Genomic DNA, 13804 nt, shown 5'->3' with positions numbered 1-13804 from the left:
ATGTTAGATTTTAATTTAGTTCTTGCAGTTTTAGGCGGAGTAGCTATTTTACTGATTTTAATTTTACGTTTTAAAATTCAGGCATTTATATCGTTACTTATAGCCAGTGTTTTTGTTGGGGTTTTTTCAGGAATGCCTCCAAAAGAAATTATTACAACCATGCAACAAGGTATGGGAGGAACATTAGGTTTTGTAGCTTTAGTTGTTGGGTTAGGAGCAATTTTTGGTTCCATTCTAGAACAATCTGGTGGGGCAGAAGCCTTAGCGAATTATTTGTTATCCAAATTTGGAGATAAAAGAGCATCTTGGGCATTAATGTTAACAGGATTCTTAGTTGCAATACCAGTGTTTTTTGATGTAGCGTTTATCATTTTAATTCCGTTAGTATACTCATTACAGCGAAGAACAAAAAAGTCATTGTTATTGTATGCAATTCCTTTATTAGCTGGTTTAGCAATTACACATTCATTTATTCCGCCAACGCCAGGTCCAGTTGCGGTTTCCGATATTTTAAAAGCAGATTTAGGTTGGGTAATTCTCTTTGGTTTTATTGTTGGAGTTCCAACAGCTGTGGTATGCGGACCAATATTTGCAAATTATATTGCTAATAAAATTCATATTGAAGCACCAAAATTATCTTCCGATACAACTGAAATTCAGAATTATCCAGCGGTACGATTAATTATTATGATTATTGGAATTCCAATAGTTTTAATTGTTGCAAATACATTATTAAACAGTCCGTTAATAGGTGAAGATTTAGTTTCCCAAAATGTGAAAGATTGGATAGGAATGATTGGTAATCCGTTTATCGCATTAATCATAGCGAATTTAATCGCTTGGTATTTATTGGGAATAAAAAGAGGATTGTCAAAAGATGAATTATTGAAAATTGCAACAAATTCAATGGCTCCAGCTGGATTAATTATTCTGTTAACAGGAGCGGGTGGTGTTTTTAAACAAATGTTAGTGAATACAGGAACAGGAGAAATGTTAGCAAATTATTTCTCAACTATCGGAATCGGAGTTTTATTCTTCGGATTCTTTATAGCAGTTTTAGTTCGTATTCTTCAAGGTTCAGCAACTGTTGCAATGATTACAGCAGCAGGAGTTACGGCTCCTTTGTTAACTGGAGCAGATTTAAGTGAACCTAGTAAAGCATTATTGGTAATCGCAGTTGCTTCTGGCGCATCAATAATGTCTCATGTTAACGATAGTGGATTTTGGCTCGTTGGAAAATATTTAGGTTTAACAGAAAAACAAACGTTTAAAAGTTGGACGGTAATGACAACTATATTAGCTTTAACAAGTTTTACTATAATAACCATTTTATCATTACTCGTTTAAGCCATGATTACACTAAAAGATTTAGCCAAAGAATTAAATGTATCGATTTCTACTGTTTCTAAAGCATTAAATAACAGTTACGAAATCAGTGAAGATACCATTGCTAAAGTTAAAGAGTTAGCAAAAAAATATAATTACAAGCCAAACAAAGCTGCGCTAAGTCTAAAGAAAAGTAAAACAAGAACTATTGGTGTTGTTTTACCTAATATTTTAAATCCATTTTTTGCGAGATCACTGCATAGTATAGAGCAAGAAGCTTCGAAGCACGATTACAGCATTATTACATGTATTTCAAATGAATCTATTGATAAAGAAAAAAAGAGTATCGAGCTTTTAACTGATGGAAGTGTAGATGGATTTTTAATTTCTGTGGCAGAAGAAACGCAAACTTCAGGTGAAGTAGAACATTTAGAAGAATTAATGTTATACAATCGATTACCTGTGGTAATGTTCGATCGTTTTATAAAATCTATCGATTGTGATAAAGTGATTATAGATGATTTAAAAGCTGTTTACGAAGCAACGAATTATTTAATTTCTGAAGGAAGAAAAAAGATTATACTCTTAGATTCTTTAACCGGATTAAATGTTGGAAAGTTAAGAGTAGACGGTTATAAAAAAGCAATTGAAGAATCTACTTCATATAAAAACTCACCAATAATTTTTGAAGTTACCAACGATGCTAATGTCGATGATAGTATTGAAAAAATCATGTCAACACATAAAGATATCGATGCAATAATTGCAATCGATAATGTGTTAGGTGTAGTTGCATTAAATATTGCTAGGAAATTCAACATTTCAATGCCTTCTGAACTTTCTATCATAGGTTTTTCAGGAAAGAATGTGGTGGTTTTTACCAACCCAAAATTAACAACGATAAGCCAGCATACCGAGGAAATTGGAAAAAGAGCTTTACAATTATTAATAGACAGAATAGAAAAAAAAGACGTATCAGAAAACAAAACTTTAGTTATCGATACCAGTTTAATACATAGAGAAACAACCAAATACAAATAAAGTATATGTCAGAATTAAGTAAACTATCATTAAAAGAAAAAATAGGCTATGCCTTAGGAGATACAGCAGCTAATATTGCATGGAGGACAATGGGGCCTTTTTTACCAATTTTTTATACCGATGTTTTCGGATTAGGAACAGCAGCTGTAGCAACGTTATTATTGGTAGTTCGCTTAGGAGATGGAGCAACAGATTTAATCATGGGGAATATTGCTGATAGAACCCGAACAAAATGGGGAAAATTCAGACCATGGTTACTTTGGACAGCTTTACCGTTAGGTGTAGCTTTAGTATTACGATTTACAACTCCCGATTTAAGTTTGGGAGGGAAAATTTTCTGGGCGTATGCAACGTCTATATTTTATATTCTCGCATATACGGCGAATAATGTTCCATATTCTGCTTTGATGGGAGTAATGACGACTAGCCAGAAAGAAAGAACAGTATTGTCTTCTTTTCGCTTCTTTGGAGCATATTTAGGAGGTGTAATTGCTACTATTGGTGTAATTACTTTAGTTGATTTTTTAGGAAATGGAGATAAAAATGCAGGCTATCAATACACTATGTATGTGTTGGCATTTGTTTTAGTTTGTTTTTCTTTTATCACTTTTTATACCACAAGAGAGCGTGTAAAATCTGTTGAAACTGGCGATTTATCAAAAGATTATAAAGATTTAGCAAGTAATAAACCGTGGTTGATTTTATTATTTATTGGTTTTGTATTTGTTACATACAACATTATTAAGCAAAGTTCAATAATGTTCTACTTTACACATTATGTGAATGATGAAAATAATTTCTTCGGAAGTTTAACGAGTTGGGGTGGTAAAAACGGATTAGCAGGTTTATATTTATTATCACTGTTAGTTATTTCAATGATTTCTACATTTTTTGCACCAGCTTTAACTAAGTTTTTTGGAAAAGTAAAATTATTCATTTTTAGTATTTTATTTTCTGCAGCTTCTGTTGCTGCAATGTATTGGTTAGAAGCAAATCAAATCGGATCAATTTTTACTTTAGGAATTATCTCAGAATTCGGAGCAGGTTTAATGCCTATTTTATTCTTTGCAATGTTAGGTGACGCAGCTGATTATTCTGAATTGAAAAACGGAAGAAGAGCTACAGGATTAATTTTTTCAGCAGGAACTTTCGCAATGAAATTCGGTGGAGGTGTAGCTGGAGCTATCACTTTAGCAGTTCTGAATTTATACAATTACGACGGACAAGCAGCTGTTAAAACAGCAGAAATGTTACAAGGAATTAAATTAAACATGAGTATTGTTCCGGCGGTATTTGTGTTGTTAGGTGTTGTGGCATTATTAGCTTATCCATTAACTCAAAAAAGAATGAAAGAAATCGAAGAAGAGTTAAAAATTCAAAGAGCAGAAGCTAACGAATAATCTTACGTAAATAATGCATTCTTTAAGAGAAGAAATGATTGCTGTACTTTCAGAAGTCATGAATTTTTGGTCCGAAAAAACTGTCGATTTTAATTATGGAGGTTTTTATGGAAAACTTGATTTTTATGGAAATCCTATAGCTAATAGTAATAAAGGAATCATTTTAAATGCTCGTTTATTATGGTCTTTTGCAAAAGTTGCAAATCATACAAAAAGTAATGATTTTTCAGATGTTTTAGAAAGAAGTTATGCGTATGTAGATCAGTATTTTTTTGATGAAAAATATAATGGAGTTTTTTGGGAATTAGATTACCAAGGAAATGTTATTCATACTGAAAAAAAGGCTATAGCTCAAGCTTATACTTTACTTGGATTGTCAGAATATTATTTGGTTACTAAAGAAGAAAAAATAAAGAATAAGTGTGTTCAATTGTTTCTTTGTATTGAGGACAATTTTTATAATAAAGAATCTAATTTTTATTATAATGAACTTACTCGTGAATTAAATCCTATTGATTTTGAAAGCAAAAGTTTAGGTACACATTTACATCTTTTAGAAGCATATACTAATCTTTATCAATTTTATAAAACAGATCAACTTAAAGACCGAATTCAGAATTTATTTGAAATTTTAATCAGTAAATTCCTACATCAAAACGAGTTTTGTGAATTGGATTTTGATAAAAATTGGAAATCAAAGACTGATAATATTTCAATTGGTCATAATGCTGAAGTTCCTTCTATGTTGTTAGATTTCTCGAAGTTGGTTGATGAGCATGAATATCAAGAAAAGTTAATTTCTAAACTTGAAAATTATTGTCAACTTTCAATGAAATTAATTGATAAATTTGGAGGTTTGTATATGTTTCAGAATGTAAAAAGTAAAGATTTTACCAAAGAATTTCAATGGTGGATGCAAACTGAAACTATTATTGCTTTTCAAAAACTATTAGAGTTTACAAAAGAAGAAAAATATCTTACATATCGAAATAAGTTATTTAATTTTACCAAGCAATATTTTATTGATAACGAAAATGGGGAATGGCACGAGAAATTATCAGCAGATAAAAAAACAATAGTTGTACCCAAAGTTGCCATGTGGAAATCACCATATCATATTGTTAGAATGTGTACTTCATTTATTTAAAATTATGAAAAAGCTTAGTATAATTTTAGTTTTATTGTGTTTAAGTTCTTGTAAAGAATTTCGAAATCAGATTATTTTAGAAGACGATTTTGAAACCTATAGAGCTGGTCAAACTACTTTTTTTCCTTGGGAAACTTCAGGTAACGGTAAAATAGAAATAGATTCTTTAAAACATGTTTCAGGAAATAAATCTTTAAAGTTTATTTCAGGAGAAGGATATGACAATCGTGCATTTTTATCTTTTTCAAGTGAGAAATTGATGAAGCTAGATGAATATTATGGAAGTTTAAAAATGTTTGTTGAAGAAGCTTCACCAAATGGAGTTCACTGGACAATGATTCAAACTAGTGGAAAAACATCTCAAGGTTTTCATGCTGAGGTTCGTTATGGCGGACAACATCACAAACGCTTAATGGTAAATTACGATACAAATCCAATAAAGTCGGATTGCTGGGATCATACAAAAGTGAAAATTCCAGAAAACGAATGGTTTGTTGTGAATTGGTATGTAAATAGAAAAACAAACAATATGCGATTGTGGATTAATGAAGAATTAGTTCACGATTTAAAAGAACATCAATCTTTTGACAAGGGGTGTTTAGAAAATGGAAATAATGGAGAATGGAGTTTTCCTGTCTTTGAAAAAGTTACGTTAGGCTGGGTAGATTACCAAAAAGGAGGAGGTAATCGAAAAGTTTGGATAGATGATGTAACTTTGTCGAAAGAAAAATTATGAGAATAGCTTTAGTGTTAGTAGTATGTATTTTGTTTTCCTGTGGTGAAAAGAAGCAAGAGAATAAAATGATTCAAAAAATTACTACAGAAAAAGAAGAGGTCAATCAGCTTAAAGAAAAACTTCTTGAAAATGAACAAAGTTTTGAAGAAAAACAAAAAAAGCTTCGTCAAAAGTTGTTAGCTTCTAAACCAGACGAAAACCTTAAAAACAGTCTGTTAGCTGAATTGTATTTAAGAAATTTAGTTCATAGAAATGAAGATACTTTATTATTCAATTTAGTGTTTGATTTGCATGGTTTTGATTGTGGAGCTCCAGATTGCTACAGTACAACAATAAAGTTTAATATTCCTTATGAAAACCCTATATCATTTCCGAAAACAATACCTTTTAGTTTTGCTGAAGAAGGATGTATAATAGATAAAGAAATTTCAAGAACAGGAATCTTCCAACTTCAAGAGGAATCGGAAATAGGGGCGAATTACTATTCAAAATCAGAGAAAAGTAATTTGGTTATTGAGAAAGAAGGCACTCAAACGAATCTGTATTATTTTCCAAATACTACAAAGGGAAAAATTCAATTAAAAAGTATAAATCAATTTATTGAAAGTATAGATGAAACAAGTGAAGAGAGTAATGCGCCATACACTTCAGTTATTATGAATATGTACGATTATTCAATATTTCTTCAGAAAAAGTAATTAGTTCTTTTTTAATAACGCCAATGCTTTATCGATATTTTCAGTAGGTAATTTACAAGCTTTGTTTACGCATACATAGATCAATGTTTTTTGATTGTTAAATTTTCCTTTCAATAACGGTAAATTACTATCTGTTAAACTACCAATCAATAATTGATTAGGAATATATTGTTGTTGTAATTCTTGAGCTTTAGATAAAGCATCTTTTCCAGAAATGGCTGTTTCGTAGAAAGGATAAGCATGATTTAAATAAGAATTTAACCAGTTGGAATAGATATGCGGGTAATCTTCAATTTTTGGTAACATTCTTTGTAGCATTTTCTTGCTCAAATCTAAGTAAGCATCATAACTAAAATAATGACCTAATTTGAATAAGTTTTTACACATCACAGAATTTGAAGAAGGAATTACAATATCTTCAATTTCATAATTCGCAGTAATTAATTGATCACCATTTTTAGCTGTATAATTAAAGTATTCGTTTTCTGTATTTAAAAAGTTTGTAAACGTATACTCAGTTAGTTCTTTTGCGCTTAACAACCATTGCTCGTCAAAAGTAATTTCATACAGAGAAATAAAACTATTAATTAACAAAGCATAATCTTCTAAATAACCTTTTATGCTTTTGTTTTTTGTATTTAAACTTCTAGAAACTTCCCAATGTTTAGAGATAGCTTTACGTTTTAAAGTTTTACCACATTGAATAGCTTTTAGTTTAAAATTATCGTCATTAAAAACTTTATAAGCATCTGTATATGCTTGTAATAAAAGAGCATTCCAAGATGTAAGTATTTTCTTGTCTGTTGTAGGTTTAACTCTTTGTTGTCTTATTTTTAATAGGATTTCTTTCCAGTTTGTTATTTTACTTTTTAATTCTTCAATAGGTAATTGATGTTTTTTACTGAAAGTTTCATCATCATAAACTTTTACTAACGCATGTTTTTCATCAACTTTCTCGATACTATCAATACCAAAATATGTTTTGAATAGAGAAAAGTCTGAAGTAATACTATTTTGTAATTCTTCAATTTTCCAAGTGTAATAAGCTCCTTCTTCAAATTCATTTTCTTCATTTAAACTATCAGCATTTAAAGAAGAGAAATACAAACCATTAGTATAAAATTCTTTGTGTAAGAAATCGAGTGTTTGATACACAATTTCCTTATACTGATCTTCTTTTTTTAATTGATACGCATAAGAAAATAAAGAAACGAGTTGAGCATTATCGTATAGCATTTTTTCAAAATGAGGAATGTGCCACTTATTATCAACCGTGTAGCGTGCAAAACCACCAGCTAAATGGTCATTTAAACCTCCGTTAGCAATTTTATCTAAAGTTTTGTAGATGTAGTTTTCTAGTTCTTGATCTTCAGTTTGATAAGCGTAACGTAATAAAAACTGATAATTACTAGCTCTTGGAAATTGATTTCTACCATCGAGTCCGCCGTTAATTGTATCAAGTTTAGTTTTCCATTCTGTGACGAAATTACTCAGGTTTTCTCTGTTGAAATCTTTATCAGAAATATCAGAATTAAATTCTTGTAGCGATTTTAAATCTTCTGTTAATTGATTTGCAAATCCTTCTGTTTTTTTCGGACTTTCTTTATAAACTCTATGGATTTCTTTTAATGAAGCCAGCCAATTTTCTTTATTAAAATAAGTGCCGCCCCAAATAGGTTTTCCGTCAGGTAAAGTAACACAGTTTAATGGCCAACCACCATTTCCTGTCATAATTTGAACAGCAGTTAAATATGTTTTATCAACGTTAGGATGTTCTTCTCGATCGATCTTTATATTGATAAAGTTTTTGTTCATAAAGTCAGCTACTTCTTTATTTTCAAAAGTTTCTTTTTCCATTACATGACACCAATGACAAGAAGCATAACCGATAGATAATAAGACTAATTTCCCTTCTTTTTTAGCACGATCTAAATGCTTTTTATCCCAAGGAAACCACTGTACTGGATTATGCGCATGCTGCAATAAATAAGGACTCGATTCGTTTATTAAAGCGTTAGTATATGCGTGTTCTTTATCTTTTTTTTGGTTGGTACAAGCGAATGTTAAAAAGAATAATGAGTAAAAAATAACTCTAGGAAATATCGAAAGTAATTTCATGCTTAGCTTATAAACATATGTTAATAGTGAAAACTGTTCGTCTATACTTTTTTACATTTCGTCGTTCAAAATCAAGATTTAAACTAAAGAACAAAAAATACAGGCATTATTATAGTAAATTGTAGTTTAAAGCTACCTAAAAAATTAAAAAATGCAAAGAAAATTAACAATATTGTTAATTGAAGATGACCAAATAGAAGTAATGAAATTTAACAGAATCTTGTCCAAGATAGAATCTAAGCATCATGTAATTGAAGCTAACAATGGAGAAGAAGCGTTAAAAATCCTATCAGATAAAGATAACTTACCAAATTTAATACTTCTAGACCTTAATATGCCTAAGATTAACGGTATCGAGTTTTTAAAGATTTTAAAAAACGACGATGTTTTAAAATATCTACCGACTGTTATTCTTACAACGTCTACAAATCAAAAAGATATGTTAGAATGTTACAAGATTGGTATTGCTGGTTATATGGTTAAGCCTCTTAAATATGAAGATTATCAAAATAAATTGATTAAAGTTTTATCCTACTGGAGTGCAAATGAATTAATTTCAGTCTAGTTATTTAAAGTCTTTTTCGTTAGTTTTAATCTTTTTCAAATTAATCTTGTAAATTGTTACAGGATAAAACCAGTTTTGTTTCATACTATATCCAAAATAAGATATGAGTGATATTGTAATTAATGATTTAAAACAGGCTTTAGAGAATGAAAGAAAAGCTAGAATAGCAGCCGAAAAAAAACTAGTGGATCATCTCGATAAGTCTGAAAACATAATTAAAGATTTAAACGAGAAAGCCCAACAACTTGAAGAAAAGTTATTAGAAAAAGATTCTGAACTCAAAGGAATTTTTGAAAATATAAATGATGCATTTGTTCTTATAGATTTAAGAGGAAATGTGATCAAAATGAATGACATAGCAGTTACAATGTTTGGCTATGATTATGAAGAAAATAAACCTCTAAACTTAATGAAAGTCGTACATCCTGACGATTATGGATATACGATAGAAGCTTTTAAAAACTTAATAGAAGAAGGATTCTACACTAAATATCGCTCAAGAATAATTACGAAAGACAAAACGATAAAAACTCTTGAAGTAAACTGTAGTTTAGTTTATGATCCTGAAGGAGAGGTTGTTGGAGCACAAGGAATCGCGAGAGATATTACAGAACAAATAGAGATTCAAGAATTACTTCAGGCACAAAGAGATCAGTTAGATATCATTTTTAATAATTCACCTATCGGAATTGTATTATCAGAGCAACAAGATGAAGAGTTTTTGTTTGTAAATACTACGATTAAAGAAATGCTAGGCTACACGGTTCCGGAAATGAAAGCGCTAACCATCGGTGGTTTTACACATCCTGATGATAGAGAAGAGTCTAAAAAAATGAGAGATAAAGTTGCTTCTGGTGAATTAGATAATTTTATCCAAGAAAAAAGATATATCAAGAAAAACGGAGATATACTTTGGGCTAAAACAATTGTAAACTCAGTAAAAAATCAAGATAGTAAGGTTAAATTCCAGGTGGCAACTATTGAAGATATTACAGAGAATAAGTTGGCAGAACAAAGATTAATTGAATCTGAAAATAGATTATCATCTTTAGTATCTAATTTAGATAGTGCTGTTTTGTTGGAGAATGAACAACGAGAAATCGTAATTTCTAATAAAAAGTTCTGTGACATATTTTCAATCCCTAAAAAAGCAACTGATTTAGTGGGATTGAATTGCGTACAGATGTTAGGAGAAACTAAAGACATTTTTGAGAATCCAGATTATTTTGTCAATAGAATTAATAAACTAATTAAAGACAAGAAAGTAGTTTTAGGTGATGAACTACGATTAGTTGATGGAAGAATATTAGAACGAGACTATATACCGATTTCTAAAAACAATGAATATAAAGGTCATTTATGGACTTATAGAGATGTTACTTTATCTAGAAATTATCGAAAAAGTTTAGAAGCACATAAAAAGAGATATAGTAACATTATCGCCAATTTGAAACTTGGTTTAGTAGAGTTAGATAGAAATAATAAAGTACTTTCTGCTAATAATAACTTTGTTAAAATGACTGGTTTTGACGAAGAGAAAATCTTAGATAAAAACATAAGAGAACTTTTCAAAAAAGAAGAGATTATTGATTTTATTCAAGATAGAAATAAAGATAAAAAAGGAAAACGCAAATCAAGATCGTATGAATTCAAATTCATAAACAACTTAGGAGTTGAAAAAGTATTGCTAGTTAGTGCAGCGCCAAGTTTTGATATTCAGGGAGATATCACAGGTTCTATTGGTATTGTTTTAGACATTACCAATATTAAAAAGTTAGAATCACAAAAAGAGCAATTATTAAAGCAGTTAGAACAACGAAATGTTGAGCTTGAAGAATATGCGCATATAGTTTCTCACGATTTAAAATCTCCGCTACGAAGTATTTCTGCATTAACGAGTTGGTTAAAAGAAGATCATGGAGGTGTTTTAGGTGAAGATGGAGTTCGAAATGTAGATATGATTCAAGAAGTTGTTGAAAAAATGGAGCGATTAATTAACGACATTTTAAATTACTCTAGTATTAATAATGATGGAGAACCAACAGAAGAGGTCGACACTTATAAAGTAATTGAAGGAATAAGTAAATTAATTTACGTTCCTAAACATATTAAAATAGAAATAGATAAAAATTTACCTAAAATTAAAGCTGATAAAGTTAGAATTCAACAACTTTTTCAGAACTTAATGAGTAATGCAGTAAATTATATTGATAAAGAAGAAGGATTAATTACTATTGGAGTAAAAGAAAAAAAGAAAAGATATATATTTAGTGTTCAGGATAATGGTATTGGAATAAAGCCCGAATATCATGCGAAAATATTTGAAGTATTTCAATCTTTAGGAAACCATAAAGATTCTACAGGTATTGGTTTATCAATAGTTAAAAAGATTGTAGATGTTTATGGAGGGAAAATATGGTTAGAAAGTATCGAGGGAATGGGAACAACATTTTTTATCGAATTTAATAAGTAAAAAACCATGAGTTTAGAAGAACCAAATTTAAGTTACATCAGAGAGTTATCTGGTGGAGATGAAGAGTTTGAGCAGAAAATGCTTTCAATTTTAAAAAGTGAACTGCCAGAAGAAATAGAAACGTATCAAAATCACGTTGAAAATCAAGAATTTAAGCAAATAGCTGAAATTGTTCATAAAATTAAACATAAAATTAGTATTTTAGGGTTAGAGAAATCATATGAATCAGCTGTAAAATACGAAAAAGAACTTCTTGAAGGAGATATGAAAGGTCACACTGATTTTGAAGAATTATTAACCAAAATGTCTAGTTTTTTAGACAATGCATAAAACGATTTAAATACATGAATTGTATAATTATTGATGACGAGTCTGCTGCAAGAGTTATTGTTGAACAACTTTGTAAAAGTGAGGGAACTATAGAGGTAATAGACCAATTTTCGAATGCTCTTCAAGCGATAAAGTATTTAAATCAGAATGATGTTGATTTAATCTTCTTAGATATTCATATGCCAGACTTTACTGGTTTCGATCTTATTCAAACTTTAAAAAAGCCACCAAGAATAATTTTAACTACTTCTGATGAGAAGTTTGCTATAGATGCATTTGAGTATGAATGTATTGTTGATTATTTGGTTAAACCAATTACGCTTCCTCGTTTTGTAAAAGCAATTGAAAAAGCTAAGAAATTTACTTTTAGAACTCCAGTTACCGATAAACAGAATAATTCTTCAGCGGCTAAAGAAGAGAAAGACGAAGACCAACAATTATATATTAATATAGATAGAAGGTTAATTAAAATAGAAATCCCTAGTATTAACATTGTTGAAGCTAAAGGAGATTATATTTTAATTAAAACTCAAGATAAAAACTACACCGTTCATTCTACATTAAAAAAGATAGAAGAGAAACTGCCTAACGATTTATTTCTTAAAGTACACAGATCTTATATTATCAATCTAAAAAAGATAGTTGATATTGAGGATAATAGTGTATTAATAGAGAAAGATGTAATACCTGTAAGTAGATCTAATCGTTCAGAATTAATGAAGAGACTTAACTTGTTGTAATTAAGTTGTATTTGTAACATTTACAGCTATTTACCGTTCGTCGATTTAAACACTTCATTTAATCGACATTTCAATTTGACTATATCGAATATTGGATATTTTATCATAATATCCTAGATATATTTGTATTGTATTTAAGTTACAAAGTTCAAATTATATATATAAAAGTTTTGTTTTTTTCATTATTTGAAATTCCCCACTTCACAACTCAAGTGAAGTTTTTAGATTTATTTGGTTGATTATAAACCCTTCTTTTAGAAGGGTTTTTTTATTTGTTTAATCTTGTTTTAAATAAGGTTTTAATGTTTGAAAACAGCTTGTCGATTATTTTAAACCATTGATCTATAGTTAAATGTATAACAACTAAAAAAGTGAAAAATAAAGAGAAAACAGAACTATCTTTGAAGTGTAAATAAGTAGAAAAATATATAAAGTTTACATAAAAGTTTTTTTGTTTTTTCATTATAGAAAAACACCCTTCTTCATAAATTGAAGGTTTTTTAGATTTATTTGGTTGATTAATGAAACCTTTTGCAAACCCCAATTGCAAAAGGTTTTTTCTTTTTTATAGTTTTTAGTATCGATGAATTGCTGAAGAATCGTTTTAACGTATTTATTTGTCTTCTAATCATCAAAGTTATGTTTGATATCGATTTCTAAAGGCTTTCAAGGAATAAGAGTCCTATCTTTGAAGTGTAAGTAAGTAGTAAGTATTACACTATGTAAGTTTTCAATTTTAGTGTTAAGAACAGTTTTTAAGTTTATTTGGTTAATAAGTAAGAGCCTTTTGCAAACCCCTAATTGCAAAAGGTTTTTTCTTTTTCATGAGTTTTTAGTATCGATGAATTGTAGGAGAATCATTTTAACGTATTTATTAGCCTTCTAATCATCAGAGGTATGTTTGACATCGATTTCTAAAGGTTTTCAAGGAATAAGAGTTCTATCTTTGAAGTGTAAGTAAGTAGTAAGTATTACACTATGTAAGTTTTCAATTTTAGTGTTAAGAACAGTTTTAGATTTATTTGGTTAATAAGTAAGAGCCTTTTGCAAATCCCTAATTGTAAAAGGTTTTTTCTTTTTTATTAGTTTTTAGTATCGATGAATTGTAGGAGAATCATTTTAACGTATTTATTTGCCTTCTAATCATCAGAGATATGTTTGACATCGATTTCTAAAGGCTTTCAAGGAATAAGAGTCCTATCTTTGAAGTGTAAGTAAGTAGTAAGTATT

Annotated in this window: 11 protein-coding genes; 10 read left to right on the top strand and 1 reads right to left on the bottom strand. The window is 29.4% G+C overall.

Annotation, left to right across the window (positions count from 1 at the left end):
- Genes Q1A15_RS19035 through Q1A15_RS19010 form a run of 6 tightly spaced genes read left to right on the top strand, consistent with a single transcriptional unit; the run spans position 1 to position 6348 of the window.
- Positions 1 to 1347 carry a gluconate:H+ symporter gene (locus Q1A15_RS19035; protein ID WP_299627709.1) on the top strand — a complete coding sequence of 449 codons (1347 nt, stop codon included), beginning with the start codon at positions 1 to 3 and terminating at the stop codon, positions 1345 to 1347.
- A 3-nt stretch (positions 1348 to 1350) separates the two neighbouring features.
- Positions 1351 to 2367, top strand: a complete 1017-nt coding sequence (locus Q1A15_RS19030) for a LacI family DNA-binding transcriptional regulator (protein WP_299627708.1) — start codon at positions 1351 to 1353, stop codon at positions 2365 to 2367.
- A gap of 5 nt (positions 2368 to 2372) precedes the next feature.
- On the top strand, positions 2373 to 3767 hold the full coding sequence (locus tag Q1A15_RS19025) for an MFS transporter (RefSeq protein ID WP_299627706.1): 1395 nt from the start codon (positions 2373 to 2375) through the stop codon (positions 3765 to 3767).
- Between the two features lie 13 nt (positions 3768 to 3780).
- A complete protein-coding gene (locus Q1A15_RS19020; protein ID WP_299627705.1) occupies positions 3781 to 4914 on the top strand; it encodes an AGE family epimerase/isomerase in 1134 nt (377 codons plus the stop codon).
- A gap of 4 nt (positions 4915 to 4918) precedes the next feature.
- Complete coding sequence (locus Q1A15_RS19015; RefSeq protein WP_299627704.1) at positions 4919 to 5650, top strand: hypothetical protein; 732 nt, start codon at positions 4919 to 4921, stop codon at positions 5648 to 5650.
- On the top strand, positions 5647 to 6348 hold the full coding sequence (locus Q1A15_RS19010) for a hypothetical protein (protein ID WP_299627703.1): 702 nt from the start codon (positions 5647 to 5649) through the stop codon (positions 6346 to 6348). The genes Q1A15_RS19015 and Q1A15_RS19010 overlap by 4 nt, the downstream gene beginning before the upstream one ends.
- On the opposite strand, the gene Q1A15_RS19005 is transcribed toward Q1A15_RS19010, so the two are convergent.
- Positions 6349 to 8466, bottom strand: coding sequence for a thioredoxin domain-containing protein (locus Q1A15_RS19005; protein WP_299627702.1), 2118 nt, complete (start codon positions 8464 to 8466; stop codon positions 6349 to 6351).
- 151 nt (positions 8467 to 8617) lie between these two features.
- Here Q1A15_RS19005 and Q1A15_RS19000 point away from each other — a divergent pair, with 151 nt between their 5' ends.
- The 4 genes from Q1A15_RS19000 to Q1A15_RS18985 all read left to right on the top strand — a co-directional run bounded on the left by Q1A15_RS19000 (position 8618) and on the right by Q1A15_RS18985 (position 12574).
- Positions 8618 to 9031, top strand: a complete 414-nt coding sequence (locus tag Q1A15_RS19000) for a response regulator (protein WP_299627700.1) — start codon at positions 8618 to 8620, stop codon at positions 9029 to 9031.
- A 103-nt stretch (positions 9032 to 9134) separates the two neighbouring features.
- Positions 9135 to 11504 carry a PAS domain-containing sensor histidine kinase gene (locus tag Q1A15_RS18995; RefSeq protein WP_299627698.1) on the top strand — a complete coding sequence of 790 codons (2370 nt, stop codon included), beginning with the start codon at positions 9135 to 9137 and terminating at the stop codon, positions 11502 to 11504.
- A 6-nt stretch (positions 11505 to 11510) separates the two neighbouring features.
- Entirely contained in the window at positions 11511 to 11834 is a 324-nt protein-coding gene (locus tag Q1A15_RS18990) for an Hpt domain-containing protein (protein WP_299627696.1), read from the top strand.
- Positions 11835 to 11848: 14 nt separating this feature from the next.
- Entirely contained in the window at positions 11849 to 12574 is a 726-nt protein-coding gene (locus Q1A15_RS18985) for a LytTR family DNA-binding domain-containing protein (RefSeq protein ID WP_299627694.1), read from the top strand.
- Positions 12575 to 13804 lie beyond the last annotated feature (1230 nt).

It is taken from the genome of uncultured Tenacibaculum sp., from assembly GCF_947495995.1.
Taxonomy (GTDB): Bacteria; Bacteroidota; Bacteroidia; order Flavobacteriales; family Flavobacteriaceae; genus Polaribacter.
Note: the sequence above shows the minus strand (reverse complement) of the source record. Positions and strands in the feature narration are given on the sequence as shown.

What these genes read in the sequence shown, in the direction of transcription:
- Q1A15_RS19035 (WP_299627709.1), top strand. Translation starts at nt 1, where the DNA reads ATGTTAGATTTTAATTTAGTTCTTGCAGTTTTAGGCGGAGTAGCTATT.
- Q1A15_RS19005 (WP_299627702.1), bottom strand. Translation starts at nt 8,466, where the DNA reads ATGAAATTACTTTCGATATTTCCTAGAGTTATTTTTTACTCATTATTC.
- Q1A15_RS18990 (WP_299627696.1), top strand. Translation starts at nt 11,511, where the DNA reads ATGAGTTTAGAAGAACCAAATTTAAGTTACATCAGAGAGTTATCTGGT.
- Q1A15_RS19010 (WP_299627703.1), top strand. Translation starts at nt 5,647, where the DNA reads ATGAGAATAGCTTTAGTGTTAGTAGTATGTATTTTGTTTTCCTGTGGT.
- Q1A15_RS19000 (WP_299627700.1), top strand. Translation starts at nt 8,618, where the DNA reads ATGCAAAGAAAATTAACAATATTGTTAATTGAAGATGACCAAATAGAA.
- Q1A15_RS19025 (WP_299627706.1), top strand. Translation starts at nt 2,373, where the DNA reads ATGTCAGAATTAAGTAAACTATCATTAAAAGAAAAAATAGGCTATGCC.
- Q1A15_RS19020 (WP_299627705.1), top strand. Translation starts at nt 3,781, where the DNA reads ATGCATTCTTTAAGAGAAGAAATGATTGCTGTACTTTCAGAAGTCATG.
- Q1A15_RS18995 (WP_299627698.1), top strand. Translation starts at nt 9,135, where the DNA reads ATGAGTGATATTGTAATTAATGATTTAAAACAGGCTTTAGAGAATGAA.
- Q1A15_RS19030 (WP_299627708.1), top strand. Translation starts at nt 1,351, where the DNA reads ATGATTACACTAAAAGATTTAGCCAAAGAATTAAATGTATCGATTTCT.
- Q1A15_RS19015 (WP_299627704.1), top strand. Translation starts at nt 4,919, where the DNA reads ATGAAAAAGCTTAGTATAATTTTAGTTTTATTGTGTTTAAGTTCTTGT.
- Q1A15_RS18985 (WP_299627694.1), top strand. Translation starts at nt 11,849, where the DNA reads ATGAATTGTATAATTATTGATGACGAGTCTGCTGCAAGAGTTATTGTT.